This window comes from Pseudomonas sp. p106, from assembly GCF_003936645.1.
GTDB lineage: Bacteria > Pseudomonadota > Gammaproteobacteria > Pseudomonadales > Pseudomonadaceae > Aquipseudomonas > Aquipseudomonas putida_E.
On the sequence record NZ_RHQR01000013.1, the window covers coordinates 20004 to 45835 of the forward strand.

The 25832-nt window shown below is 62.7% G+C and carries 24 protein-coding genes; 10 read left to right on the forward strand and 14 right to left on the reverse strand.

Going from position 1 to position 25832, the window contains the following annotated elements; all coding sequences use genetic code 11:
• Positions 1–22: 22 nt before the first annotated feature.
• Positions 23–949 carry a LysR substrate-binding domain-containing protein gene (locus EGJ09_RS16570; RefSeq protein ID WP_125924389.1) on the reverse strand — a complete coding sequence of 309 codons (927 nt, stop codon included), beginning with the start codon at positions 947–949 and terminating at the stop codon, positions 23–25.
• 150 nt (positions 950–1099) lie between these two features.
• On the opposite strand from EGJ09_RS16570, the gene EGJ09_RS16575 reads away from it, so the two are divergent.
• Positions 1100–2488: a NorM family multidrug efflux MATE transporter gene (locus EGJ09_RS16575; protein ID WP_125924390.1), complete on the forward strand. Its 1389-nt coding sequence runs from the start codon at positions 1100–1102 to the stop codon at positions 2486–2488.
• A gap of 74 nt (positions 2489–2562) precedes the next feature.
• Here the strand turns inward: EGJ09_RS16575 and EGJ09_RS16580 are convergent, their stop codons facing one another.
• Positions 2563–4227 (reverse strand): bifunctional diguanylate cyclase/phosphodiesterase, encoded by a 1665-nt coding sequence (locus EGJ09_RS16580; RefSeq protein ID WP_125924391.1) that lies wholly within the window; start codon positions 4225–4227, stop codon positions 2563–2565.
• A 297-nt stretch (positions 4228–4524) separates the two neighbouring features.
• Between EGJ09_RS16580 and rep the strand changes: the two genes are divergently transcribed.
• Both rep and EGJ09_RS16590 read left to right on the forward strand, forming a co-directional pair.
• Positions 4525–6534, forward strand: a complete 2010-nt coding sequence (gene rep / locus EGJ09_RS16585) for a DNA helicase Rep (protein WP_012312154.1) — start codon at positions 4525–4527, stop codon at positions 6532–6534.
• A 63-nt stretch (positions 6535–6597) separates the two neighbouring features.
• The gene (locus tag EGJ09_RS16590) at positions 6598–7170 is read left to right on the forward strand and encodes a xanthine phosphoribosyltransferase (protein WP_012312153.1); all 573 of its coding nucleotides are present in this window, start codon (positions 6598–6600) and stop codon (positions 7168–7170) included.
• Between the two features lie 114 nt (positions 7171–7284).
• Here EGJ09_RS16590 and EGJ09_RS16595 read toward each other — a convergent pair whose 3' ends face one another.
• The 5 genes from EGJ09_RS16595 to dadA all read right to left on the reverse strand — a co-directional run bounded on the left by EGJ09_RS16595 (position 7285) and on the right by dadA (position 12977).
• Positions 7285–9144, reverse strand: coding sequence for an acetyl-CoA hydrolase/transferase C-terminal domain-containing protein (locus tag EGJ09_RS16595; RefSeq protein WP_125924392.1), 1860 nt, complete (start codon positions 9142–9144; stop codon positions 7285–7287).
• 118 nt (positions 9145–9262) lie between these two features.
• Positions 9263–9667 carry a cytochrome c5 family protein gene (locus EGJ09_RS16600; RefSeq protein ID WP_046787067.1) on the reverse strand — a complete coding sequence of 135 codons (405 nt, stop codon included), beginning with the start codon at positions 9665–9667 and terminating at the stop codon, positions 9263–9265.
• 154 nt (positions 9668–9821) lie between these two features.
• A complete protein-coding gene (locus EGJ09_RS16605; RefSeq protein ID WP_125924393.1) occupies positions 9822–10370 on the reverse strand; it encodes a cupin domain-containing protein in 549 nt (182 codons plus the stop codon).
• A 110-nt stretch (positions 10371–10480) separates the two neighbouring features.
• A complete protein-coding gene (gene alr, locus EGJ09_RS16610) occupies positions 10481–11554 on the reverse strand; it encodes an alanine racemase (protein ID WP_125924394.1) in 1074 nt (357 codons plus the stop codon).
• Between the two features lie 121 nt (positions 11555–11675).
• A complete protein-coding gene (gene dadA / locus EGJ09_RS16615) occupies positions 11676–12977 on the reverse strand; it encodes a D-amino acid dehydrogenase (protein ID WP_046786885.1) in 1302 nt (433 codons plus the stop codon).
• Positions 12978–13130: 153 nt separating this feature from the next.
• Between dadA and dadR the strand changes: the two genes are divergently transcribed.
• The gene (dadR, locus tag EGJ09_RS16620) at positions 13131–13619 is read left to right on the forward strand and encodes a transcriptional regulator DadR (RefSeq protein ID WP_003258963.1); all 489 of its coding nucleotides are present in this window, start codon (positions 13131–13133) and stop codon (positions 13617–13619) included.
• Between the two features lie 2 nt (positions 13620–13621).
• Here the strand turns inward: dadR and EGJ09_RS16625 are convergent, their stop codons facing one another.
• Positions 13622–13975: a YkgJ family cysteine cluster protein gene (locus tag EGJ09_RS16625; protein ID WP_125924395.1), complete on the reverse strand. Its 354-nt coding sequence runs from the start codon at positions 13973–13975 to the stop codon at positions 13622–13624.
• A 132-nt stretch (positions 13976–14107) separates the two neighbouring features.
• Here EGJ09_RS16625 and EGJ09_RS16630 point away from each other — a divergent pair, with 132 nt between their 5' ends.
• On the forward strand, positions 14108–15400 hold the full coding sequence (locus EGJ09_RS16630; protein WP_125924396.1) for an FAD-binding oxidoreductase: 1293 nt from the start codon (positions 14108–14110) through the stop codon (positions 15398–15400).
• A 41-nt stretch (positions 15401–15441) separates the two neighbouring features.
• Here the strand turns inward: EGJ09_RS16630 and EGJ09_RS16635 are convergent, their stop codons facing one another.
• The gene (locus tag EGJ09_RS16635; protein WP_046786882.1) at positions 15442–15672 is read right to left on the reverse strand and encodes a DUF1127 domain-containing protein; all 231 of its coding nucleotides are present in this window, start codon (positions 15670–15672) and stop codon (positions 15442–15444) included.
• A 178-nt stretch (positions 15673–15850) separates the two neighbouring features.
• On the opposite strand from EGJ09_RS16635, the gene EGJ09_RS16640 reads away from it, so the two are divergent.
• Both EGJ09_RS16640 and EGJ09_RS16645 read left to right on the forward strand, forming a co-directional pair.
• On the forward strand, positions 15851–17281 hold the full coding sequence (locus tag EGJ09_RS16640) for a PLP-dependent aminotransferase family protein (RefSeq protein ID WP_161872405.1): 1431 nt from the start codon (positions 15851–15853) through the stop codon (positions 17279–17281).
• 60 nt (positions 17282–17341) lie between these two features.
• The gene (locus tag EGJ09_RS16645) at positions 17342–18892 is read left to right on the forward strand and encodes a phospholipase D family protein (protein ID WP_115273284.1); all 1551 of its coding nucleotides are present in this window, start codon (positions 17342–17344) and stop codon (positions 18890–18892) included.
• 9 nt (positions 18893–18901) lie between these two features.
• Here EGJ09_RS16645 and EGJ09_RS16650 read toward each other — a convergent pair whose 3' ends face one another.
• Both EGJ09_RS16650 and EGJ09_RS16655 read right to left on the reverse strand, forming a co-directional pair.
• Positions 18902–20041, reverse strand: a complete 1140-nt coding sequence (locus EGJ09_RS16650; protein WP_046786879.1) for an MFS transporter — start codon at positions 20039–20041, stop codon at positions 18902–18904.
• Positions 20042–20143: 102 nt separating this feature from the next.
• A complete protein-coding gene (locus tag EGJ09_RS16655) occupies positions 20144–21637 on the reverse strand; it encodes an aldehyde dehydrogenase (RefSeq protein ID WP_046786878.1) in 1494 nt (497 codons plus the stop codon).
• A 196-nt stretch (positions 21638–21833) separates the two neighbouring features.
• On the opposite strand from EGJ09_RS16655, the gene EGJ09_RS16660 reads away from it, so the two are divergent.
• Both EGJ09_RS16660 and EGJ09_RS16665 read left to right on the forward strand, forming a co-directional pair.
• Positions 21834–22193 carry a cupin domain-containing protein gene (locus tag EGJ09_RS16660; protein ID WP_115273282.1) on the forward strand — a complete coding sequence of 120 codons (360 nt, stop codon included), beginning with the start codon at positions 21834–21836 and terminating at the stop codon, positions 22191–22193.
• Positions 22194–22289: 96 nt separating this feature from the next.
• Positions 22290–22490 carry a hypothetical protein gene (locus tag EGJ09_RS16665; protein ID WP_125924397.1) on the forward strand — a complete coding sequence of 67 codons (201 nt, stop codon included), beginning with the start codon at positions 22290–22292 and terminating at the stop codon, positions 22488–22490.
• Between the two features lie 118 nt (positions 22491–22608).
• On the opposite strand, the gene rpmG is transcribed toward EGJ09_RS16665, so the two are convergent.
• Both rpmG and rpmB read right to left on the reverse strand, forming a co-directional pair.
• Positions 22609–22764 carry a 50S ribosomal protein L33 gene (gene rpmG / locus EGJ09_RS16670; protein WP_003253507.1) on the reverse strand — a complete coding sequence of 52 codons (156 nt, stop codon included), beginning with the start codon at positions 22762–22764 and terminating at the stop codon, positions 22609–22611.
• Between the two features lie 10 nt (positions 22765–22774).
• Positions 22775–23011 (reverse strand): 50S ribosomal protein L28, encoded by a 237-nt coding sequence (gene rpmB, locus EGJ09_RS16675; RefSeq protein ID WP_012312138.1) that lies wholly within the window; start codon positions 23009–23011, stop codon positions 22775–22777.
• A 360-nt stretch (positions 23012–23371) separates the two neighbouring features.
• Between rpmB and EGJ09_RS16680 the strand changes: the two genes are divergently transcribed.
• The gene (locus EGJ09_RS16680; protein WP_125924398.1) at positions 23372–24961 is read left to right on the forward strand and encodes an ABC transporter substrate-binding protein; all 1590 of its coding nucleotides are present in this window, start codon (positions 23372–23374) and stop codon (positions 24959–24961) included.
• A 70-nt stretch (positions 24962–25031) separates the two neighbouring features.
• Here EGJ09_RS16680 and radC read toward each other — a convergent pair whose 3' ends face one another.
• Positions 25032–25712 (reverse strand): DNA repair protein RadC, encoded by a 681-nt coding sequence (radC, locus tag EGJ09_RS16685; RefSeq protein WP_119688048.1) that lies wholly within the window; start codon positions 25710–25712, stop codon positions 25032–25034.
• Positions 25713–25832 lie beyond the last annotated feature (120 nt).

Sequence of the window (25832 nt, forward strand, 5' to 3'; positions counted from 1 at the left end):
GCGACAGGGCCAGTGCAGGCAATCAAATAGCCGGCAGGATCTGCACAGCCGGCAAATTCACCGCCTGCGCCTCTTCCTGCAAAAACACGCTCAACCGCCGCAACCGCTCACCACCCGGCCGGGTCCGCGGCCACACCAGGTAATAATCCATGCCGCTGGGCACCGCCGTCGGCCATGGCAGGCTCAAACGACCATGCGCGACATCTTCGGCGACCATCAGCAGGTCACCCATGGATATCCCGTAGCCACGCGCCGCCGCGATCATCCCCAGTTCCAGCGTGTCGAACACCTGCCCACCCTTGAGTGAAACAGTGTCTGCCAGCCCCATGCGCTCCAGCCATTCGCGCCAGTCACGCTTGTCGGGGGTCGGGTGCAGCAGTTCGATCCCGGCCAGCCGGCGTTCGTCCAAAGGGCCTTCCTTGAGCAGCTCGGGCGCGCCCACCGGGATCAGTAGCTCGGAAAACAGCCGGCGTACCTCCCAGTCCGGCGGAAAAACGCCGTCACTGAGCAATACCGCGCAGTCGAAAGGTTCCTGGTTGAAGTCCACGTGGTCGACATCCATCCAGGCGCTAGTCAATTGCACTTCATTGCCCGGCTGCAAGTGCCGGAACTGGCTCAGGCGTGCCAGCAGCCAGCGCATGGTCAGCGTCGACGGCGCCTTCATGCGCAATATGTCGTCCTCACCGCGCAAGGTGTCGCACGCGCGCTCCAGCGCGGCAAAGCCCTCACGCACGCCGGGCAGCAGCACCCGCGCGGCTTCGGTCAATTGCAGGCTGCGGCCGCTGCGGATGAACAGGCGGCAGGCAAAGTGCTCCTCCAGGGTACGGATGTGTCGGCTGACCGCACTCTGGGTGATCGAAAGCTCCTGGCCGGCACGGGTGAACGAGCTGAGCCGGGCGGCGGCTTCGAATGCGCGCAGCGCATACAGCGCAGGCAGCTGACGGGACATATGGCACCTGCATACGGGGCAGAGAAGGAATGCGTAGAATCATATATGCATGAGTTCAACTCATGCCAATCATCGTTTTTATCCTTTTGTGCAAAGTTGACCGAAGCCTCAGAATCGTCCCTCGCTCACAGAGTCGGAAGGACCGCCCCCATGCACGTTGCGCCCACCACAGAACTCAAGGCTTTGCTGCGCTTGGCCGGGCCGCTGGTTGCCTCGCAGTTGGCGCACATGCTGATGGTGCTGACCGACACCCTGATGATGGCCCGCATCAGCCCCCAGGCGCTGGCCGGCGGCGGGCTGGGGGCGGCGAGCTATTCGTTCGTGTCGATCTTCTGCCTGGGGGTAATCGCCGCGGTCGGTACCTTGGTGGCGATCCGCAAGGGTGCCAATGACATCGAGGGCGCCACCCGGCTGGCGCAAAACGGTTTGTGGCTGGCCTGGGGGCTGGCGCTGGTGGCCGCACTGGCGCTGTGGAACCTGAAACCGGTGTTACTGCTGTTCGGCCAACAGCCTGAAAACGTTGCTGCGGCCACCGAGTTCCTTACCCTGTTGCCACTGGCGTTACCGGGCTACCTGACTTTCATGGCCCTGCGCGGCTTCACCAGCGCCTTGGGCCGCTCGACCCCGGTGATGGTCATCAGCCTGGTCGGCACGGTGCTCAACTACCTGTTCAACGTCGCGCTGATCGAAGGCATGTTCGGCCTGCCCAAGCTTGGCCTGATGGGCATCGGCCTGGTCACCGCCGTGGTGTCGATGGGCATGGCCATCGCGCTGGCCTTGTACATCCGCTGGCACCCGGCTTACGCGGCCTACCCACTGCGCAAGGGCCTGTCGCGCCCTTCGCTGCCGGCCTTGCGCGAGCTGTGGCGCCTGGGCTTGCCGATTGGGGGCACCTACATGGTGGAGGTTGGCCTGTTCGCCTTTGCCGCCCTGTGCATGGGTGTGCTTGGCAGCACCGAGCTTGCGGCCCACCAGATTGCCCTGCAGATCGTTTCGACCGCGTTCATGGTGCCGACCGGGCTCTCGTATGCAGTGACCATGCGGGTAGGGCTGTATTACGGTGCCGGCAACCTGCTGGCGGCGCGCAGTGCCGGGCGGGTCGGCATCAGCTTTGGCGCGCTGATCATGTTCGCCTTCGCGGCACTGTTCTGGCTACGCCCGGAGATGCTGGTGAGCCTGTTCATCGATGGCAATGATCCGGCGTTCGCGCCGATCTACCAGTTGGCGGTGAGCTTGCTGATGGTGGCGGCCTGGTTCGAGCTGTTCGATGGCGTGCAGACCATAGCCATGGGCTCGATCCGTGGGTTGAAAGATGCCAAGACCACCTTCCTGATCGGGCTTTGCTGCTACTGGCTGGTCGGAGCGCCGAGTGCGTGGTTGCTGACCTTCAACCTGGGTGGCGGTGCGGTCGGTGTGTGGTGGGGGCTGGCGTTGGGGCTGGCGTGTGCTTCGGTGGCGCTGACCCTGGCCTTTGAATGGCGGATGAAGCGGATGCTGGGGAAAGCAGGGGTGACTGCAAAAGCGGTGATACCTGCATGATTGCCGGTGCTGTCTTGCACTGCTTGTGAGCGGCCTTGCGTCGCGAAAGGAGGGCAAAGCCCTCCCCTACAGCTTCAAAGACTCACCACCTGAGCCGGGGTGCTTCTCGACAGATATTCCACCAGCTCATCCACCGGCAGTGGCTTGCTGACCAGAAACCCCTGCACCTGGTCACAGCCAAACTCACGTAGCAAAGCCATCTGCTCAGGGCTTTCAACGCCCTCGGCCACCACCTCGAGGTTGAGGTTGTGCGCCAGGTTGATCATCGCGTGCACCAGCTTGCGGTTTTCCTCGCGCATCTCCATTTCGGCGACAAAGCTGCGATCGACCTTCAGCAAGGTGATCGGCAGGCTGTTCAGGTGCACGAAGGATGAGAAGCCGGTCCCGAAGTCGTCGAGCGAGAAGCGCACGCCCAGGCGCCCGAGGGCATCCATGGTCTGGCGGACCAGCTCATTGCGGCGCATCACCGCCGTCTCGGTCAGCTCGAACTCCAGCCAGCGGGCATCGACGCCATGCTCGATGATCAGCCGGCTCAGGGTGGCCAGCAGCTGGCTGTCCTGGAACTGGCGAAAGCTCAGGTTGACCGCCATGTGCAGGGGCGCCGGGCCGCTCTCGCGCAAGGCCTGCATGTCACGCAGGGCACGGGATATAACCCAGTAGCCCAACGGTACGATCAGCCCGCTCTGCTCGGCCAGCGGCACGAACTCGCTCGGCGGCAACAGGCCGCGCTCGGTATGACGCCAGCGCACCAGCGCCTCCAGGCCGACGATGCTGCCATCGGCCAGGTTCAGTCGCGGCTGGTAGTGCAGCTCCAGTTCATCACGGCGCAGGGCCCTGCGCAGTTCGCCTTCCAGGTCGGCAAGGCTGCGGGCGTTGCGGTTGATCCGCTCATTGAACACATGAAAGGTACAGCCCTGGCTGCTCTTGGCCTGGCGCATGGCGATGTGCGCATGCCACATCAACGGGTCGGCGCCACTTTGCGCGCGGGCGTGGGCCAGGCCCAGGCTGCAGCCAAGCAACAGGCTTTCGCCGTCGATCCAGTAAGGCTCGGCCAGGGCTTCGACGATGCGTTCGGCGATGCGCTCGGCGCGGCCGGTGTCGCGACGGGTGTCGATCAGCAGGGCAAATTCATCACTGCCCAGGCGCGCCAGCTGGTCGCCGGCCTCCAGTTGCTGCTTCAGGCGTGACACCACCTGCAGGATCAGCCGGTCGCCACCCTGGTGGCCGAGGGCATCGTTGACATGACGAAAGTTGTCCAGGTCCAGGTGCCCGAGGGCTACCCCGCGCCCGTCATTCTCAGCCAGCCGTGCCGTCAACAGGGCCTGAAAACCCTGGCGGTTGGCGATGCCGGTCAGCGGGTCCTGCTCGGCCAGGCGCTGCAAGGTGGCCACCAGCACGCCACGTTCGCGCACGTGGCGCAGCGAACGGCGCAGCGCATCGGCATTGAGCTGGCTGCGCACCAGCCAGTCGCTGACGCCCGTGGGTGGGGCCACCGGCTCATCGTCGAGCAACAGGATGGTTGGCAGCTCGCAGCGCCCCGGCGCGGGTTGCAGGGCCTGGGTGGCCAGGATCACGGCCTGGCGGTCTTGGCTGAACAGGCTGTCGACTGCTGCCCAGTTGGGCGCAGTCAGCAGTACCGCCGCACCGTTCAGCGGCAGCAGGCATTCGCGCAACACGGCGGCCCATTCCGGCTCATCAGCCAACAACAGCAAACGCAAAGGTTCGACAGGCGTGGACAAGCGGGCTCCTTAAAGCGGGGACGGTGGCACGAGGGAGGCCGGGTATGCTACTGCAGAAATGAAAATGATTTTCACTTTTAGACATATCCTTGCCCACAGCGCGTCCCGACACATTTTGACGTGCATCCTGCTCGAAAGTGGTTAAACCAGCAAATACGATTTTTTCCATGAATAGCATGAGCCTGACTAATGCTATGCGCGATACAAAGTCTGACTCAGACGTCAGACGGTCGCGCCACAATGGCCCCATGCCTGTTAGAATGCGCGGCTATTTTCTGGCGACCCCCGGTTTCTAGCATGTCCCGACTCAATCCCAGGCAACAGGAAGCCCGTGACTACGTCGGCGGCCCTCTTTTGGTGCTCGCCGGTGCAGGCTCCGGCAAGACCAGCGTGATCACGCGCAAGATTGCCCACCTGATCCAGAACTGCGGCATCCGTGCTCAGTACATCGTCGCGATGACCTTCACCAACAAGGCTGCGCGCGAGATGAAGGAGCGGGTCGCCACCCTGCTGCGCCCGGGGGAAGGCCGGGGCCTGACGGTATGTACCTTCCACAACCTGGGCCTGAACATCATCCGCAAGGAGCACGACAAGCTGGGCTACAAGCCGGGCTTTTCGATCTTCGACGAATCCGACATCAAGGCGCTGCTGTCGGACATCATGCAGAAGGAATACTCCGGCGACGACGGCATCGACGAGATCAAGAACATGATCGGTGCCTGGAAGAACGACCTGATTCTGCCCGCCGAAGCCCTGGAAAAAGCGCGAAACCCGCGCGAGCAGACCGCCGCCATCGTCTATACCCACTACCAGCGCACGCTCAAGGCGTTCAACGCGGTGGACTTCGACGACCTGATCCTGCAGCCGGTCAAGCTGTTCCAGGAGCACCCCGAAGTGCTGGAGCGCTGGCAGAACCGCGTGCGCTACCTGCTGGTGGACGAATACCAGGACACCAACGCCAGCCAGTACCTGCTGGTGAAAATGCTGATCGGCATGCGCAACCAGTTCACCGTGGTAGGTGACGATGACCAGTCAATCTACGCCTGGCGTGGTGCGCGCCCCGAGAACCTGATGCTGCTCAAGGAGGATTACCCTTCCCTGAAAATCGTCATGCTCGAACAGAACTACCGCTCCACCAGCCGTATCCTGCGCTGCGCCAACGTGCTGATCGCCAACAACCCGCATGCGTTCGAGAAGCAGCTGTGGAGCGAGATGGGCGTGGGCGACGAGATCCGTGTGATCCGCTGCAAGAACGAGGAAGCCGAGGCCGAGCGTGTGGCCATGGAAATCCTCACCTTGCACCTGCGCACCAACCGCCCTTACAGCGACTTCGCCATCCTCTACCGCGGCAACTACCAGGCCAAGCTGATCGAGCTGAAACTGCAGCATCACCAGGTGCCGTATCGCCTGTCGGGCGGCAACAGCTTCTTCGGCCGTCAGGAGGTCAAGGACCTGATGGCCTACCTGCGCTTGCTGGTCAACCCGGATGACGACAACGCCTACCTGCGGGTGATCAACGTACCGCGCCGCGAGATCGGCTCGACCACCCTGGAAAAGCTCGGCAACTACGCCACCGAACGCGGCGTCTCGATGTATGCCGCCAGCGAGGAACTGGGCCTGGGCGAGCACCTGGACGCGCGTTATACCGAGCGTCTGCAGCGTTTCAAGCATTGGCTCGACGGCGTGCGCCACAAGGTCGCCCTGGAAGACCCGATCGCCGCGCTGCACGAGATGATCCGCGACATCGACTACGAGAACTGGATCCGCCAGCAAACGGCCAGCGACAAGGCTGCTGAGTTCCGCATCAGCAACGTCTGGTTCCTGGTCGAAGCGCTGAAGAACACCCTCGAGAAGGACGAAGAGGGTGACATGACCATCGAGGACGCCATCGGCAAGCTGGTGCTGCGCGACATGCTCGAGCGCCAGCAGGAAGAGGAAGAAAACGCCGAGGGCGTGCAGATGATGACCCTGCATGCGTCCAAAGGCCTGGAATTCCCTTACGTATTCATCATGGGCATGGAGGAGGAAATCCTCCCCCACCGCTCGAGCATCGAAGCCGACACCATCGAAGAGGAACGCCGCCTGGCCTACGTGGGCATTACCCGCGCCCGTCAGACCCTGGCCTTCACCTTCGCTGCCAAACGCAAGCAGTACGGCGAAATCATCGACTGCACGCCCAGCCGGTTCCTCGACGAACTGCCCCCGGACGACCTGGCCTGGGAAGGCCTGGACGATGCGCCAGTGGAAGTCAAAGCCGCGCGTGGCAACAACGCACTGGCCGATATCCGGGCAATGCTCAAACGCTGATCAACCATTACTCTTTAACTCTGCCGCTCTTTGCGGCCACCTTTGCTACATCGGAGATACACAGTGGAAGCACTGCAGCAGAAGATTCGCGACGAAGGCATCGTGCTTTCCGATCAGGTTCTCAAAGTCGATGCGTTTCTCAACCACCAGATCGACCCTGCGCTGATGCAGCTGATCGGTGACGAGTTCGCCCGCCTTTACGCCGATGCCGGTGTGACCAAGATCGTCACCATCGAAGCCTCGGGTATTGCGCCGGCGGTGATGACTGGCCTGAAGCTGGGCGTTCCGGTGATCTTCGCGCGCAAGCATCAGTCCCTGACCCTGACCGAAAACCTGCTGACTGCCTCGGTGTATTCCTTCACCAAGCAGACCGAGAACACCGTGGCGATCTCGCCGCGCCATCTCAACAGCAGCGATCGCGTGCTGGTGATCGATGACTTCCTGGCCAACGGCAAAGCCTCGCAGGCGCTGATCTCGATCATCAAGCAGGCCGGTGCCACCGTGGCCGGCCTGGGTATCGTCATCGAGAAGTCGTTCCAGGGCGGCCGTGCCGAGCTGGACGGCCAGGGTTACCGCGTTGAATCGCTGGCCCGGGTGAAGTCGCTGGAAGGTGGCGTGGTCAGCTTCATCGAGTGACAGCCATTGGGGCCGCTATGCGGCCCATCGCGACGCAAGGCCGCCCCTACAGGACCACCGAGCTTCTGTAGGAGCGGCCTTGTGTCGCGATGGGCTGCAAAGCAGCCCCGGCAATCACCGCGTCGCCGCCAATCCTGCCAGTATCAACCGCTGATATAGCTCGTCTTTGAGCCCTCGTGGCTCATCCAGCTGCATGCGCGCCAACTGCGCCGTATACCCCTCCGGCCCCGGCGCATCCAGCGCTGCCTTGCCCAGCTCCAGCACCTCGCTCAACCTGAACTTGCTTTTGAGCCAGTTCAAAGCCCGCAACAAGTCCCGTTCCTCGGCCGTGAAATCAGTCCCCAACGGATACTCCGGGAACAGCCGCGCATGCCGTGCCCTGATTTGCTCAAGTCGCTCAGGCGTGTTGTCGGTAAACCGCGCATCCAGCTGAAAGTCTTTTGCGAGCTTGCCGGCTTTCTTAGCCTGCTCGATCAGCTCGCCCTGGAACCTCGAATCACTGATCGCCAGCAGCCGTGCGATCACTTCGCTGTCGCTCTGCCCACGCAAGTCGGCGATGCCGTACTCGGTCACGACGATGTCGCGCAAGTGCCGGGGGATGGTGCAATGGCCGTAGGCCCAGAGCAGGTTTGAGCTGACCTCGCCTCCCGCCTCGCGCCAACTGCGCAGCAACAGGATGGATCGTCCACCCTCCAGCGCGTGCCCCTGTGCAACGAAGTTGTATTGCCCGCCCACGCCGCTGAGCACGCGGCCATCCTCCAGCTGGTCGGCTACACCCGCGCCGAGCAGGGTCATGGTGAACACTGTGTTTATGAAGCGGGCATCACGCCGCTGGCGGCGCTTCGTTTCTTCCTGGCCATACAGCTCGTTGATGAAGCTGATGCGCGTCATGGCAAACTGAGCGCGCTGCTCCAACGGCATCTCCCGCAAGCGTTGATAGAACGCCTGCGGGCCGAGGAAGAAGCCGCCGTGTACCAGCACGCCTTGCTCGTCAGCAGGGCGCCGCACCACCCCGGCTTCGGCGAGAGCCAGCAGGCCGTTGACGAACATCTCACTGCAACCGTAGAGGCCTTGGCCGAAAGCATCGAGCCCACCTTCCCGCTCGATCAGGGTTTGCCATGGCCCTACATCCAGCTCACCCATCAGTGCCCGGTAACCAGAATTGTCGCCTTGGCGCGCCAGCAGCGCAGCGGCCACGGCATCACCCATGGCGCCGATGCCGATCTGCAGGGTGCCGCCATCGCGCACCAGGGTACTGGCGTGCAGGCCGATGCAATGGTCCTGGGTGGTAACCGGCATGTTCGGTGTGGAGAACAGCCGACGTTGCTCCACCTGATCGATCAGCAGGTCGAACGCTTCCATGCCCAACTCCGAATCACCAGGCATGTAGGGCAGCTCGGCATGCACCTGCCCGAGCATGAGGATGGTTTCACCGGCCTCGCGGCGCTTGGCGATCATCGGCAGCAGGTCGAGGCTGATGTCGGGGTTGCAGGCCAGGCTCAAGTGCACCGGCTTTTCCGGCGTGGCGGCTACCAGTTGCGCAATCAGGTTGAGGCCCTTGGCGTTGATATCGCGGGCTGCATGGCTGTAGTTGCTGCTGACGTAGTCTTGCTGCGCGCAATCACTGTGCAGCAGGCCGCCGGGCTGCATGAAGAACTGCTCGACGCGGATGTTCGGCGGCAACTGGTCGTTGCGCAGGTCGGCGAGATAGGTGAGCTCCTGGTAATCGGCGAACACACGTTCGATGAAGGGCTCGAGCAAGCGCCGTTGCAAGCCGTCGCCCAAAGGTGGGCGGCCAAGCGACAAGGCCGTGTAGATCGTCAGCCGGCGCTCTGGCAGGTCACGCACCCGGGCGTACAACGCATTGACGAAGGCATTGGGTTTGCCAAGACCCAGCGGCAGGCCCATGTGGATATGCGCGGGCAAGCGCGACAAGACCTGCTCGACTGCCTGGTCGATGGAGCATAGGTGCATCGTGGCCTCCTGAATCTTCCGTGGGTTCAGGGGTTGGACATGAACCGGCGCGGGTTCGTTGCCTGCGCAAAGACAAAGCCCGCCATGCAAGGCGGGCTATTGGCAACTCAACCCAGGCTCAAAGCCCGGACATCTTCTGGATGGCCGCTTTGAGGTCTTCATCCGAACAATCGGCGCAGGTGCCCTTGGGGGGCATGGCGTTGATCCCGGTGATGGCCTTGGCCAGGATGCCGTCAAGGCCGCCCTGGTGATCGGCGCGCTCTTTCCAGGCGGCGGTGTCGCCAATTTTCGGCGCGCCGAGCAGGCCGCTGCCATGGCAGGCGTTGCAATGCTTGGCGATGATTTCATCCGGTGTCTTGGCACCGCCACCGCCAGCCGAAGCGGCCACCTCCATGCCCTTGCATTCCTGGCCCTGGACGCACACTTGGCCAACCGGCTCAAGGCGTTTGGCAATGTCATCATTGGTCGCAGCGGTTGCGCTCATTGCCCAAAGGGCGAATACGGCTGCTGGTACGGCCAGCATCTTCTTGATTTGGTTCACGCGAACACCCTCATGGTGGCTAATCACGCCCGCGGCCACGGTAATGCGAGCGTTGAAAAGTATAGCGGGAACCCGGAAGCCGTGAAACGACCCTACTCAGGAAAGGGGTATTGCCGAATCAATGCACTGCGCTGGATCAAAAGTTCGACGGCGTTGCAGCACTGATCAGCCGCGCCGGCTCATTGAAAGGGTTGCGAAAACGGTGCGGGCGGGTGCTCTCGAAGTAGTAGCTGTCACCTTCTTCGAGGATGAAGGTCTCGGTGCCCACCACCAGTTCCAGCCGGCCTTCAAGGAGGATGCCGGTTTCTTCGCCATCGTGGGTGAGCATCTCGGCTCCGGTGTCGGCACCCGGCGGGTAGACCTCGGTCAGGAAAGCAATGGCACGGTTGGGATGCGACTTGCCCACCAGCTTCATGGTCACCGCACCGTCGGAAATGTCGATCAGTTCGTGGGCCTTGTAAACAATCTGGGCGTGGCTTTCAGCTTCCAGTTCCACGGAGAAAAACTCGACCATGGACATGGGAATACCGCTTAGCACCTTGCGCAGCGAGCTGATCGAGGGGCTCACACTGTTCTTCTCGATCATCGAGATGGTGCTGTTGGTCACGCCCGCACGCTTGGCGAGTTCACGCTGGGACAGGCCCTTGAGCTTGCGGATGGCTTGCAGTCGTTCGCCGACGTCCAAAGCTGGAGCCTCCTGAAACGGTGAGATGGCGGGGTGAATGTGAACGATATCATGGCAATGCCGTTCAGTATTTACAACACACCGCCCCTCAGGCTGTCCGCTTCAGCGTGTCATTCGCCGAAGTAGTCCAGCGGCACGCGTTTGAGGTTGCAGAAGATCTGGTAGGGGATGGTCCCTGCGTGCATGGCGACTTCACTGGCCAACACGTGCTTGCCCCACAGCTCGACCGGGCTGCCGATGTTCGCTTCGGGCACGTCGGTCAGATCGATGCACAGCATGTCCATGGAAACGCGGCCAATCAGCTGGCAACGCTTGCCGGCGACCATCACCGGCGTACCGGTCGGGGCCTGGCGGGGGTAGCCATCGGCGTAGCCCATGGCAACCACGCCCACCCGGGTGGGGCGTTGGCTGATGAACTTGGCGCCATAGCCCACCGGCTCGCCAGCAGGCAACTCTCGCACGCTGATCACCCGCGATTGCAGGGTCATTACCGGCTGCAGGCGCTCGGCCTGGGCTTGCGCCACCTCGAACGGTGTTGCGCCGTACAGCATGATGCCAGGGCGCACCCAGTCGCTGGGGGCATGCGGCCAGGCCAGCACGCCGGGCGAGTTGCGCAGGCTGCATTCGGCAGCCAAACCCTGCCGGGCGGCCTCGAACACGGCAATCTGTTGCGCAGTGGCGTCGGCATCCAGTTCGTCGGCACGGGCGAAATGGCTCATCAGCACGATGCGCGCAACCTTGCCGCTGGCCAGCAGGCGCTGGTAAGCCTCGTGATAGTCCTTGGGGTGCAGGCCGACACGGTGCATGCCGCTGTCGAGCTTGAGCCAGAGGGTCAATGGCTTGTGCACGGGCGTCTTTTCGATGGCCTCCAGCTGCCACAGCGAATGCACCACGCACCACAGGTCATGCTCGGCGATCAGCGAAAGCTCGCTGGCTTCGAAGAAACCTTCAAGCAGCAGCATCGGAGCCTTGATACCCGCCGCACGCAACTCCAGCGCCTCTTCGATACACGCAACGGCAAAGCCATCGGCTTCGGCTTCCAGCGCGAGGGCGCAACGCACGGCGCCGTGGCCGTAGGCGTCGGCCTTGATCACGGCGAGGGCCTTGGCGCCGGTCAGTTCACGGGCAAGGCGGTAGTTGTGGCGCAGGGCTTGGAGGTCGATCAGGGCACGGGCGGGACGCATGGCGGCAGCCTTATGGTGGTTCAGGTTGAAAACAGTGTTGGATTCATCGCCGGCAAGCCGGTTCCCACAGGGTCAGTGTAGGAGCCGCCGTACCAGCGATGAGGCCGGTATAGCAGGCCGATTACTGATGCACTGGCGCCGTATGGCCTTGCTTGGCGACTTCCCGGGTTTTGCCATACCGTGAAATATCCAGCCCTTCAGCGCTGATTTGCGGCTTTTTGCGCGCAATCAGGTCAGCCAGCAGGCGCCCGGAACCACAGGCCATGGTCCAACCCAGGGTACCGTGGCCGGTGTTGAGGAACAGGTTACGGAATGCGGTGCCACCCACAATCGGGGTTCCATCCGGGGTCGCCGGGCGCAGACCGGTCCAGAAACTGGCCTGGCTCAGGTCACCGCCGCGAGGATAAAGGTCGTTGACGATCATCTCCAGTGTTTCGCGCCGGCGCGGGTTAAGCGACAGGTCAAAACCGGCGATCTCAGCCATGCCACCGACACGGATACGGTTGTCGAAGCGGGTGATGGCGACCTTGTAGGTTTCATCGAGAATGGTCGAGGTCGGCGCCATGTCGGCGTTGGTGATCGGCACGGTCAGCGAATAACCCTTGAGCGGGTACACCGGCGCCTTGATGCCCAGCGGTTTGAGCATCTGCGGCGAGTAGCTGCCCAGCGCCAGCACGTAGCGATCGGCGGTTTCCAGCTTGCCGTCGACCCATACGCCATTGATTCGGTCACCGGCGAAGTCCAGGCGCTGGATGTCCTGGCCAAAACGGAATTCGACACCCAGCTTGAGGGCCATTTCTGCAAGCTTGGTGGTGAACAGCTGGCAGTCGCCGGTCTGGTCGTTGGGCAGGCGCAGGGCGCCGGCAAGAATGTCCTTGACCCCAGCCAGGGCCGGTTCGACGCGGGCAATGCCATCACGGTCCAGCAGCTCATAGGGCACGCCCGACTGCTCGAGCACAGCGATGTCCTTGGCAGCAGCATCAACCTGAGCCTGGGTGCGGAACAGCTGGGTAGTGCCCAAAGTGCGGCTTTCGTAAGCGATACCGGTTTCGGCGCGCAGTTCGTCGAGGCAATCGCGGCTGTACTCGGACAGGCGCACCATGCGCTCCTTGTTCACTGCATAGCGGCTGGCGGTGCAGTTGCGCAGCATCTGTGCCATCCACAGGTACTGGTCAACGTCGCCGGTCAGCTTGATGGCCAATGGCGCGTGGCGCTCCAGCAGCCACTTGATGGCTTTGAGCGGCACGCCTGGAGCAGCCCAGGGCGAGGCGTAGCCGGGCGAGATCTGGCCTGCGTTGGCGAAGCTGGTTTCCATCGCCACCGCCGGTTGGCGATCGACCACAGTTACTTCAAAACCTTGCCGGGCCAGGTAATAGGCACTGGCGGTTCCGATTACACCGCTACCAAGTACCAGAACTCGCATCGTTGATCCCTCGCACGCGGCGCACCGCATTTTTGTTGATATGGCATGGATGCGCGCAGTATAAAAATTACAGCCCAGTGCAATTCACTATATAAAAGCCTATATTTGGCGAGAATTCTCGGCAAAATCGCCTTTCACGGAGGGGCATCCCCTATGAGAACCCAGCACCAGAGCAAGCGTGAACTGGACAAGATCGACCGCAACATCCTGCGGATCCTGCAGAATGACGGGCGCATTTCCTTCACCGAACTGGGCGAGAAAGTTGGGCTTTCCACCACCCCTTGCACCGAGCGCGTGCGCCGCCTGGAGCGTGAGGGCATCATCATGGGCTACAACGCCCGGCTCAACCCTCAGCACCTGAAGGGCAGCCTGCTGGTGTTCGTGGAAATCAGCCTGGACTACAAGTCGGGCGACACGTTCGAGGAGTTCCGCCGCGCGGTACTCAAGCTGCCACACGTGCTGGAATGCCACTTGGTGTCGGGCGATTTCGATTACCTGGTGAAGGCACGCATTTCAGAGATGGCCTCGTACCGCAAGCTGCTGGGCGACATCCTGCTCAAGCTGCCGCACGTGCGCGAGTCCAAGAGCTACATCGTGATGGAGGAGGTGAAGGAAAGCCTCTGCCTGCCGATCCCGGACTGACGCTAAACCAGCACCTGCCGGGTGGTGGCGATGAACCGGTGGACGAGCTGCTCGGCTTGCGGCTCGATCATCTGTTGCGGGCCACGGCCGCGTGGGCAGGCCATGCGCGGGGTGGTGCCGAACAGGCGGCAGATCATCGGCCTTTCTTCGTATACGGTGCAGCCATTGGGCCCCAGGTGCACACAGTCCAGGCGCTGCAGCGCCGCATCCTGCTCAGCCTGCGACTTGCGCGGCAGGCGGGCCATCTCTTCGGCTGACGTGGTAACCGGGCCACAACAGTCGTGGCAACCAGGCTCGCATTCGAAGGAAGGGATGAGTTCGCGCAGGAACTGGATCTTGTGGCGGTTGCAGGACATGGCGAGGAACACATTGAAGATTGAGACTGAATTATAGGCCTCATCGCCGGCTTGCCGCGAATGAGGCCGGTTGCCCGACCCCGAAAGCCCGGCTTATCCTCCCACTTCTGTCTCGATACCCAGGACCCGCCAATGATCCACAGCGCGCAGCACGCCGCCTCCTACTACGCCGCCAGCAGCGCGCCACACCCCGATCACCCGTTCCTGCAAGGCGAGCACAGCGCCGACGTGTGCATCGTTGGCGGCGGCTATTCGGGCCTGAACACCGCCATCGAGCTGGCCGAACGCGGCCTGTCGGTGATCCTGCTGGAAGCGCGCAAGCTCGGCTGGGGGGCCAGCGGGCGCAATGGCGGCCAGCTTATCCGGGGCGTCGGCCACGGCCTGGAGCAGTTCCTTGCGGTGATCGGTGAAGAAGGCGTACGCAGCATGAAGCTGATGGGGCTGGAAGCCGTGGACATCGTCCGTGAGCGGGTCGAGCGCCACGCCATCGCCTGCGACCTGACCTGGGGTTACTGCGACCTGGCCAACAAGCCCGGCGAGCTGCAAGGCTTCGCCGAAGACGCCGATGAACTGCGCAGCCTGGGCTACCGGCACGAACTGCGCCTGGTGCATAAAGACGATATCCACAGCGTGGTCGGCTCCGACCGTTATGTCGGCGGCCTGATCGACATGGGCTCAGGGCACCTGCACCCGCTCAACCTGGCGCTTGGCGAAGCGGCCGTGGCCAGCCGCCTTGGTGTGCAGCTATACGAGCAATCGGAGGTCAGCCGCATCGAGTACGGCCCCGAAGTGAAGGTGCACACCGCCCAAGGCCGGGTGCGCGCCAAAACCCTGGTGCTGTGCTGCAACGCCTATCACAACGGCCTCAACCGCGAATTGGGCGGCAAAGTGCTGCCAGCCGGCAGCTACATCATCGCCACCGAACCGCTGGGTGAGGAACGCGCGCGCCAATTGCTGCCGCAGAACATGGCGGTGTGCGACCAGCGCGTGGCGCTGGACTACTATCGCCTGTCCGCCGACCACCGCCTGCTGTTCGGCGGTGCCTGCCATTACTCCGGGCGCGACCCACAGGACATTGCCGCCTACATGCGGCCGAAGATGCTCAAGGTGTTCCCGCAACTGGCCGATGTGCGCATCGATTACCAGTGGGGTGGGATGATCGGCATCGGCGCCAACCGCCTGCCACAGGTCGGCCGCCTGGCCAGCCAGCCGAATGTTTATTACGCCCAGGCCTACTCTGGCCATGGGCTCAACGCCACTCACCTGGCAGCGCGCCTGCTGGGTGAAGCCATCAGCGGCCAGCAAAGCGGGCGCTTCGACCTGTTCGCCAAGGTGCCACACATCACCTTCCCTGGCGGCAAACACCTGCGCTCGCCGCTGCTGGCGTTGGGGATGTTGTGGCACAGGCTCAAAGAGCTGACTTGAGACCTGAACGGTCCTGCATGGACCGCGCAGTGTCATGTTGATCAGTCTTTCCAAAAGGGTTTACGCCCCTCGGTCAAGGCCTGCTCCCAGCTCAGCCCAACATCGCGCAACTGCTCATCGGTCAACTGCAGCAACGCCCTGCGGGTGTGCCAGCGATGCAGCATCAGGCCCCAACGCCCCATCCCTTGCGGGGCGTTGAACACCTTGGCCTGCTGCCCGGCTTCCAGTTCCCTGGCCAACAGTTGCAAGCGCACATCGCTCATGCCACCCATCGCTGCGTTCTCCCATTCAGTGGTTACTGTGGAGAAAGCATGCGCGCTGCCAGCACCGGCAATACAGATTCAATACAGGCTTATTATTCCCATACAGAATTGGCGGATCTGCGGCTGAATGCTGTATTTTCTACGCAACTGTACTGGTCGTGCTTGCAATCGAGCACAGGAGTATGCCGTGACGCTCTACCTGAACCTCGCCGAGCTGCTCGGCACCCGTATCGAGCAAGGCCTGTACCGCCCCGGCCAGCGCCTGCCATCGGTGCGCGCCCTGAGCGTGGAACATGGGGTCAGCCTGAGTACGGTGCAGCAGGCCTACCGCCTGCTGGAAGACAACGGCATGGTGTCGCCACGCCCCAAGTCCGGCTACTTCGTCAACGACCATCGCCACCTCGCCGCACTGCCCGCCGTCAGCCGCCCTGCCCAGCGACCCGTGGACATTTCGCAGTGGGAACAGGTATTGGAGCTGGTGCGCAGCACACCTCGTCAAGACGTCATACAGCTCGGCCGCGGCATGCCCGACATCGACAGCCCGAGCCTCAAGCCCTTGTTGCGCAGCCTCGCCCAGCTCAGCCGGCGCCAGGACATGCCGGGGCTGTATTACGACAACATCCATGGCAACCTCGCTTTGCGTGAGCAGGTTGCCCGCCTGGTGCTGGACTCTGGCTGCCGCCTGGGCCCGGCGGACCTGGTGGTGACGACCGGCTGCCACGAAGCGTTGTCATGCAGCATCCGCGCGGTGTGCGAGCCGGGCGACATTGTCGCGGTCGATTCGCCGAGCTTTCACGGCGCCATGCAAACACTCAAAGGCCTGGGCATGAAGGCGCTGGAGATCCCCACCGACCCGATCACCGGCATCAGCCTGGAAGCCCTGGAACTGGCGCTTGAGCAGTGGCCGATCAAGCTCATCCAGATCACGCCAAGCTGTAATAACCCGCTTGGCTACATCATGCCCGAGGCACGCAAGAAGGCGCTGCTGAACCTGGCCCAGCGCTATGACGTCGCCATCCTCGAAGACGATGTGTATGGCGACCTGGCCTACACCTACCCCCGCCCGCGCACCCTCAAGTCGTTCGACGACGACGGTCGCGTGCTGCTGTGCAGTTCGTTTTCCAAGACGCTAGCCCCGGGCCTGCGCATTGGCTGGGTGGCGCCAGGGCGCTATCTGGAGCGGGTGCTGCACATGAAGTACATCAGCACCGGCAGCACCGCCACCCAGCCGCAGTTGGCGATTGCCGATTTCATCGCCAGCGGCCACTACCACCCCCATGTGCGGCGCATGCGCAGCCAGTACCAGCGCGGCCGCGACCTGATGAGCGACTGGGTAAACCGTTACTTCCCGCCTGGCACGCGCGTCAGCCGGCCTCAGGGTGGCTTCATGCTGTGGGTGGAGCTGCCAGAACATTTCGACACGCTGCGGCTGAACCGCGCTTTACTGGAACAGGGCGTGCAGGTTGCCGTGGGCAGCATCTTTTCCGCCTCAGGCAAGTTCCGCCACTGCCTGCGGATGAATTTCGCCGCGCGGCCAACACCGCAGATCGAGGACGCGGTGCGCAAAGTGGGAGAAACCGCCCTTCGTCTACTGGATCAAAGTAACACCGACGGGTAACTTTGCGCCGCCCTATACGGTCCAACCTCTCAAGCCTTTGCCGCACAGGACGATCCACACTTGAGACTCCAGCGAGCTCTGCCCCTGCTGCTGGTGCTGCTAGGCCTTGCAGGCTGCGCCAGCGTCGGTACACCCCGCGAGACCAGCCAGGCACTGCCGGCCAAAGATTCAGCCTTCGGCCGCTCTGTGCTGCGCCAGGCCGCACCCTATGAAGGACGGTCCGGTTTCCGTCTGCTGCCCAACAGCAACGAGGCCTTCCGTGCCCGCGCCGAGCTGATCCGCAACGCGCAGGCCAGCATCGACTTGCAGTACTACATCGTCCACGACGGCCTGAGCACCCGGGCCCTGGTCCATGAACTGCTGCGCGCCGCCGACCGAGGCGTACGCGTGCGCATCCTGCTGGACGACACCACCAGCGACGGCCTGGACACCATCATGGGCACCCTCGACGCCCATCCGAACATCCAGATCCGCGTATTCAACCCACTGCATCTGGGCCGCAGCACGGGGGTGACGCGCGCGGTGGGCCGCCTGTTCAACCTGTCGCGCCAGCACCGGCGCATGCACAACAAGCTGTTCCTGGTGGACAACAGCATGGCCATCGTCGGCGGGCGCAACCTGGGCGATGAGTATTTCGATGCTGAGCCCAACCTGAATTTCACTGACATCGACATGCTCGGCGTGGGCCCGGTGGCCGAACAGCTCGGGCACAGCTTCGACCAGTACTGGAACAGTGCCCTGAGCCGGCCCGTGACTGACTTCCTCTGGCAACTGCCGGATGCCGCCGACCTGCGCGCCAGCCGCCACCGCCTGGAGGTGTCGCTGGCCGAGGCGCGGGTGCAGCGCAAGGCGCTGTATGACCGCCTGATGGCCTATCAGTCGGAGCCTCGGCTGGATGTTTGGCGCAATGAGCTGATCTGGGCCCACAGCCAGGCCTTGTGGGATGCACCGAGCAAGGTGCTGGCAGACGATGAGCCAGACCCGCACCTGCTGATGAGCCAGCAGTTGGCCCCTGACCTGGCAAACGTGCACCACGAGTTGATCCTGGTTTCGGCCTATTTCGTCCCTGGCGAGCCCGGGCTGCTGTACCTGACCGGCCGTGCCGACGCCGGAACGTCGGTCAAGCTGTTGACCAACTCGCTGGAAGCCACCGATGTACCGGCCGTGCATGGCGGGTATGCGCCCTACCGCCGGGCGCTGCTCGAACACGGCGTGCAGCTGTTCGAGTTGCGCCGCCAGCCGGGTGACCCCAGTGCCGGGCGCCTGAATTTCCACGGCGGTTCGGATTCCAGCCTGCACAGCAAGGCGATCGTGTTCGACCGACGCAAGACTTTCATCGGCTCGTTCAATTTCGACCCGCGTTCGGTGTTGTGGAATACCGAGGTCGGGGTGCTGGTGGACAGCCCGGAGCTGGCCGAATACACCCGCGAGCTGGCCGTTCAGGGCATGGCGCCTGCGCTGAGTTATCAGGTCAGGCTAGAGAATGACAAGCTGGCCTGGGTGACCGAGGACAACGGCCAACTGCACACCCTGACGGCAGAGCCCGGCGGGCTCTGGCGGCGGTTCAATGCGTGGATCAGCAAGGCCGTCGGGCTGGAGAAAATGCTGTAGTGCAGGGCCTCAGGCGGCAGCAGGCTCGAAGGCACCGCGCCGCCGGGTCAACACCACCAACCCGGCCGCCCCAACTGCCATCAGCAGCGGCAAGGCATGGCCACTGAGCCACTGGCTACCCGCACCGGCCAGCAACGGCCCCAGCAGGCAGCCGATACCCCACAGCTGCGCCACATGGGCATTGGCCCGCACAAGTGCATCATCCCGATAACGCTCGCCGATCAGTATCAGCGACAACGTGAACAGGCCACCGGCACTGGCCCCGAACAGCACCCACAATGGCCAGATCGCCGGCGTGTGTACAAGCAACGGAATCGCCAGGCTGGAACACAGCAAGGTCACGGCACAACCGGTGAACAGTGCGCGCCGCGACATGTGGTCGGCCAAGGCGCCAATCGGCAACTGCAGCACCGCGTCGCCAACCACCACGGTACTGACCATGAACAGCGCCAGCTCGGTGGTGAAGCCCTGCTGCAGGCAATACACCGGCAACAGGGTGAGGATCATCGCCTCGAAGGCAGCGAACAGCGCGATGGCCCAGGCGATCACCGGCAGCCGGCGACAGAAGGCGAACAGGTCGCTGAAGGTTACGCTGCAGGCCTCGGTACTCGGCGCGCCGCCACGACCCAACAGCAGCAAGGGCGATAGCAGCAGCAGGCCGGTCGCAGCCCAGAAGCCAAAGTCATCGTCGGAGCCGAGAAAGCCCAGCACCAGCGGCCCTGCCAGTTGGCTCAAGGCATAGCTGCTGCCATACAGCGCCACCAGGCGCCCACGCCACTGCTCGACCACCAACTGGTTGATCCAGCTCTCACCAAGGATGAACACCACGGTCAACGACATGCCGATCAGCAAGCGCAGCGCCAGCCACAGCGGGTAGCTGGGCAGCACCGCCAGCAGGCCAATCGACAATGCCCCGCCCCACAGGCACAGGCGCATAGCCGAAGGCACGCCGACCCAGCCGGCCAGGCGGCTGGCCAGGCTGGCACCAATCAGCACGCCCAGCGCGGGCATCGCAGCCATCACGCCGATGGCGAAGCTGCCGTAGCCCCAGGCCTCCAGGCGCAGGGACACCAGCGGCATGCTCACGCCGAGCGCGAGCCCGACGCTCAGCACCGATGCCAGCACGGCAAAGTAGGTTCCCCAGCGCATAGCAGCCTCCCAGGCAGAATTCTTGAATGGCAGAAACGACACAGCCGGGACGGTGTGAACCGGCCCGGCTGTTGTTGGGGCTGCAGTGCAGCCCCTCTGGATTTACAGCTTGATCCAGGTCGCTTTCAGCTCGGTGTACTTCTCCAGCGCATGCAGCGACTTGTCACGGCCGTTGCCCGACTGCTTGAAACCACCGAACGGCGCGGTCATGTCGCCGCCATCGTACTGGTTGACCCAGACGCTGCCGGCGCGCACGGCACGGGCAGTCTTGTGGGCCTTGGAAATATCCGAGGTCCAGATGCCAGCGGCCAGGCCATACGGCGTGTCGTTGGCAATGGCGATGGCTTCTTCGGCAGTATCGAAGGCGATGACCGACAGCACGGGGCCGAAGATTTCTTCCTGGGCGATCTTCATGGCGTTGGTCACGCCGTCGAAGATGGTCGGCTCGACGTAGGTGCCGCCAGTCTCTTCCAGGGTGCGCTTGCCACCGGCCAGCAACTTGGCGCCATCCTTGTGGCCGGCGTCGATGTACGACAGCACGGTATTCATCTGCTGGGTGTCGACCAGCGCACCGACGGTGGTCTGCGGATCGAGCGGGTTACCTGGCTTCCAGCCCTTGAGCGCTTCGACCACCATGGGCAGGAACTTGTCCTTGATCGAACGCTCGACCAGCAGGCGCGAACCTGCGGTGCAAACTTCGCCCTGGTTGAAAGCGATGGCGCTGGCAGCAGCTTCGGCGGCGGCTTGCAGGTCCGGAGCGTCGGCAAAGACGATGTTCGGGCTCTTGCCACCGGCTTCCAGCCAGATACGCTTCATGTTCGACTCGCCCGCATACACCATCAACTGCTTGGCGATCTTGGTCGAGCCGGTGAACACCAGGGTGTCTACGTCCATGTGCAGGGCCAGGGCCTTGCCGACGGTGTGGCCGTAGCCTGGCAGCACGTTCAGCACACCGGCCGGGATACCGGCTTCGATGGCCAGCTGGGCGATGCGGATGGCGGTCAGCGGCGACTTCTCGGATGGCTTGAGTACCAGCGAGTTACCGGTGGCCAGGGCTGGTGCGATCTTCCAGCAGGCCATCAGCAGCGGGAAGTTCCACGGTACGATGGCACCGACCACGCCAACTGCTTCGCGGGTAACCAGACCCAGCTGATCACTAGGGGTCGGCGCGACTTCGTCGTAGACCTTGTCGATGGCTTCGGCGGTCCAGTGGATGGCATTGGCCGCGCCCGGCACGTCGATGCTGGAGGAGTCGCCGATCGGCTTGCCCATGTCCAGGGTTTCCAGCAGCGCCAGCTCTTCGACGTTCTTGCGCAGCAGGTCGGCGAAGCGGATCAGCTTGGCCTTGCGCTTGGCCGGGGCCAGCTGCGACCAGACGCCGGAATCGAACGTTGCGCGGGCGTTTTCCACAGCGCGATTGGCATCGGCCAGGTCGCAGCTGGCAACCTTGGCCAGGAAGCGTCCGTCGACCGGGCTCAGGCAGTCGAAGGTTTCACCGGATGCGGCGTCGGTGTATTCGCCGTTGATGAAGGCACGTCCTTCGATCTTCAGTTGCTGGGCACGTTGCTCCCAGTCTGCACGAGTCAGGGTGGTCATACGAAACTCCTCCTCTTGTTTAGGTGCAACGCCGCACTGAGGACTCACAGGCGTTGTCAGAATTCTGGCCGGGCGACAAGCGCACACTGGCAAGCGATACCCTAAACCAGCCAGTGCAAACTATCAATATATTTGACACATAAGGCCTAAAAGCCTACTGATGTGCATTTTATTAAACAAAAATAGGAGCTGCACCATGAACATCGCCAGCATCATCGACTTCGCCCAAGTCCTCACCGAGGCTGAACGCTACCGTCCCGCGGCAGAAAAAATCCTCAAGGGCGAGCCGGACCAGGCTGTCTACAACCATTATTCCACCCCGTGCGGACAATTCGCCGCAGGTGTCTGGGAAGGTGAGGTCGGGCAGTGGACAGTGAACTACACCGAGCATGAATACTGCGAGATCGTGCAGGGCGTTTCGGTACTGCGCGACCCGGATGGCGGCGCCAAGACCCTGCGTGCCGGTGATCGGTTTGTCATCCCGGCCGGCTTCAAGGGCACCTGGGAAGTGCTGGAGCCGTGCCGCAAGATTTATGTGATGTTCGAGCAGAAATGAGTGCGACGCCGGCGTGGTGATTAATTACCACAGCCCGGCAAGCCAAGAGCGTGATCCTTGCAGCGTCCAATTCAGGACAATCCAAGGAGAATCATCATGACTACCGACATCCTCGGCGCCGCTCGTCACGTGATTGGCTCGCAGTATGTAGAAAGCGTCAAGCCCTACATCGTCGAACTCACTGGCCTGATGAGCGCCGCAGGCCCACGTGACATCACCACCAAGGACATACGCTCCGACAGGGTGATGATCAGCGTCGATACCGCCGGCACCATCGACGGCCTGCACATCAGCTGATACCCACTGCTGATCGCTACAAGAAAGGGGCTCCAGACGGAGCCCCTTTCTTGTTGGCATCCACGTAAAAAAAAACCCGCGTCCTTTCGGATGCGGGTTTTTTCAGGTCGCCGATCAATTACTTGATCTTGGCTTCCTTGTACACCACGTGCTTGCGAACAACGGGATCGTATTTCTTGATCTCGATTTTGTCCGGGGTGGTGCGCTTGTTCTTGTCGGTGGTGTAGAAGTGGCCAGTGCCAGCACTCGAAACCAGACGGATCAATTCACGCATGACGTTCTCCTTAGAACTTTTCGCCGCGAGCACGCAGCTCGGCCAGCACTACGTCGATACCACGCTTGTCAATGACGCGCATGCCTTTGGCAGATACGCGCAGACGCACGAAACGGTTCTCGGATTCAACCCAGAAACGGTGGTGCTGCAGGTTCGGCAGGAAACGACGACGGGTTTTGTTGTTTGCGTGGGAAATGTTGTTCCCGGTTACTGGACCCTTACCAGTAACTTGACAGACTCTCGACATGACTCAGCCCTCTAAAACCACATGCCCAACCCGGCATGGGTTGGCCGCTTAATCTCTCAGTCTTTGGCGCCAGGCGCCGTGATTCTGGAGGTCTTACCGACCGGATCCGCTGATGCGACAGGCCGAGCCCCTAGAAAAGAGCGCTGCTTTATACCAGAAAGACTGCATTGCAACAACTGCTGATGAGCATCTGTCGGAGACAAATCGTGCGCGAGCAGCATAGCGGCTAGCCCGGCGAACTGTCGACCACTCGTCGCCAGCCGGTAGAAAAAGAGGGTGGTCATTTCCTGATGCGCACACTAGGGTAGGACGTTTCCAGACTGCACTGGCAGATGGGCCACTGACAGCCAAGGAGTCACGATGCGTGCCGCCGCCCTTTCCTTAATGCTCACCTCCCTGCTTGCTGCCGGCATCGCCCAGGCCGCGCCACTGAGCGTCTGCAGCGAAGCCAGCCCCGAGGGCTTCGACGTAGTCCAGTACAACTCGCTGACCACCACCAACGCCTCGGCCGACGTACTGATGAACCGCCTGGTCGAGTTCGACGCAGGCCAAGGCAAGGTCGTCCCCAGCCTGGCGCAAAGCTGGACAGTGTCGGCTGACGGCCTGGTGTACGACTTCAAGCTGCGTGAAGGGGTCAAATTCCACTCCACGCCTTATTTCAAGCCAACCCGCGCCCTCGATGCCGACGATGTGCTATTCAGCTTCCAGCGCATGCTCTACCCCGCCCACGCCTGGCACAAGACCGCACCGGGTGGCTACCCGCACGCCCAATCACTGCAACTGGGCAGCCTGATCAAGTCGATAGAGGCGCCGGAGCCGAACAGCGTACGCTTCACCCTGACCCACCCCGATGCGACCTTCCTGGCCACCTTGAGCATGGGCTTTGCTTCGATCTACTCCGCCGAGTACGCCGACAAACTGCTCAAGACAGGCACCCCGGAGAAGCTCAATAGCCAGCCGATCGGCACCGGCCCGTTCGTCTTCCAGCGCTACCAGAAGGACGCCGTGGTGCGCTACCGCGCCAACCCGGACTACTTTGATGGCAAGCCTGCGGTCGATCCGCTGATCTTCGCCATCACTACCGATGCCAACGTACGCCTGCAGAAGCTCAAGCGTGGTGAATGCCAGGTGGCCCTGTCACCCAAGCCCCTGGACGTTGCCGAAGCAGGCAAGGACGGTAACCTCAAGGTCGCCACGACGCCGGCCTTCATGACCGCTTTCGTTGCCATCAACAGCGAGCACCCGCCGCTGGACAAACCCGAAGTGCGCCAGGCGATCAACCTGGCCTTCGACAAGCAGGCCTACCTCAAGGCCGTTTTCGAAGGCACCGCCACCGCCGCCAACGGCCCCTACCCGCCCAACACCTGGAGCTATGCCAAGGACCTGCCCGGCTACCCGCTGGATCTCAAACGAGCCAAGGCGCTGCTGAGCAAGGCCGGTTACGCAGAAGGGTTCAGCACCACGATCTGGACCCGCCCGTCGGGCAGCCTGCTCAACCCCAACCCAAGCCTGGGCGCGCAGATGCTCCAGGCAGACCTGGCCAAGATCGGCATCAAGGCCGAAATCCGCGTGATCGAATGGGGTGAGCTGATCCGTCGGGCCAAGGCTGGCGAGCATGACCTGCTGTTCATGGGCTGGGCCGGCGACAACGGCGACCCGGACAACTTCCTCAGCCCGCAGTTTTCCTGTGCGGCGGTAAAGTCGGGGACCAACTTCGCGCGGTTCTGCGACAGCCGGCTGGACCAGTTGATCAGTGCAGGGCGTACCACCAACGACCAGAGCGTACGCAGCCGGTTGTACCAGCAGGCGCAGACGCTGATCCAGCAGCAGGCGCTGTGGGTACCGCTGGCGCACCCGACGGCGGCAGCGCTGTTGCGCGAGGGCGTCGAGGGTTACCAGGCAAGCCCGTTCGGGCGGCTGGATTTCAGCAAGGTTTCGGTGAAGCGCTGAACCCTGGCTTTGCAGGCTCGACCAAATGCCGGCTTGCCGGAGATTGGTCGAGCCTGCAAACAGGCAGCCACTAAGCGACAATCCACCCCTGCTCCACCATCGACAGCGGCTCCCCATCACCCACGATGATGTGATCGAGCACCCGCACATCGATCAGCGCCAACCCCTGCTTCAATGCAAGCGTCATGTGCACGTCGTCCTGGCTCGGCTCACTGTTGCCCGAAGGATGGTTGTGGCAAAGGATCAACGCCGCAGCGTTGTGCATCAACGCACGGCGCACCACTTCCCGCGGGTAGATGCTGGCCCGGTCGATCGTCCCTCTGAACAGGATTTCGAAAGCCAACGGCCGGTGTTTGCTATCCAGAAACAGGCAGCCAAAAACTTCGCTAGGCTCATGACGCAGCATGGCTTTCAGGTATCTGCGCACCGCAAAAGGGCTCTCCAGAGCGCAGTCGCGCTCGATCGATGTGGCAAGGTTGCGCCGCCCGATCTCCAGCAGCGCCTGCAATTGGCCATACCGCACCGGCCCAAGCCCGAGCGCCCCCACGAATGCGTCCCTGTCAGCTTCAAGCAACTGGCGCAAGCCGCCGAACTTGACGAGCAACCCCCGCGCCAGCTCCACGACGTTGTGGCCCCGCACGCCAGAGCCGAGAAACACGGCCAGCAATTCGGCATCCGAAAGGCTGCCCACCCCTCGCTGCATCAACTTTTCCCTGGGCCGCTCCTCGGCTGGCCACTCGCTTATCTTCATTGCATCTCCTTTGCGCCCTGCTGCGACACGTTTAGGCCCTGTGTTAATCTATTTCGCCTCGTACATGCGACGTTCTGCCGCAGGCAATCCTGTTCGTCGCTGCCCGCTCTCTCTGGAAAA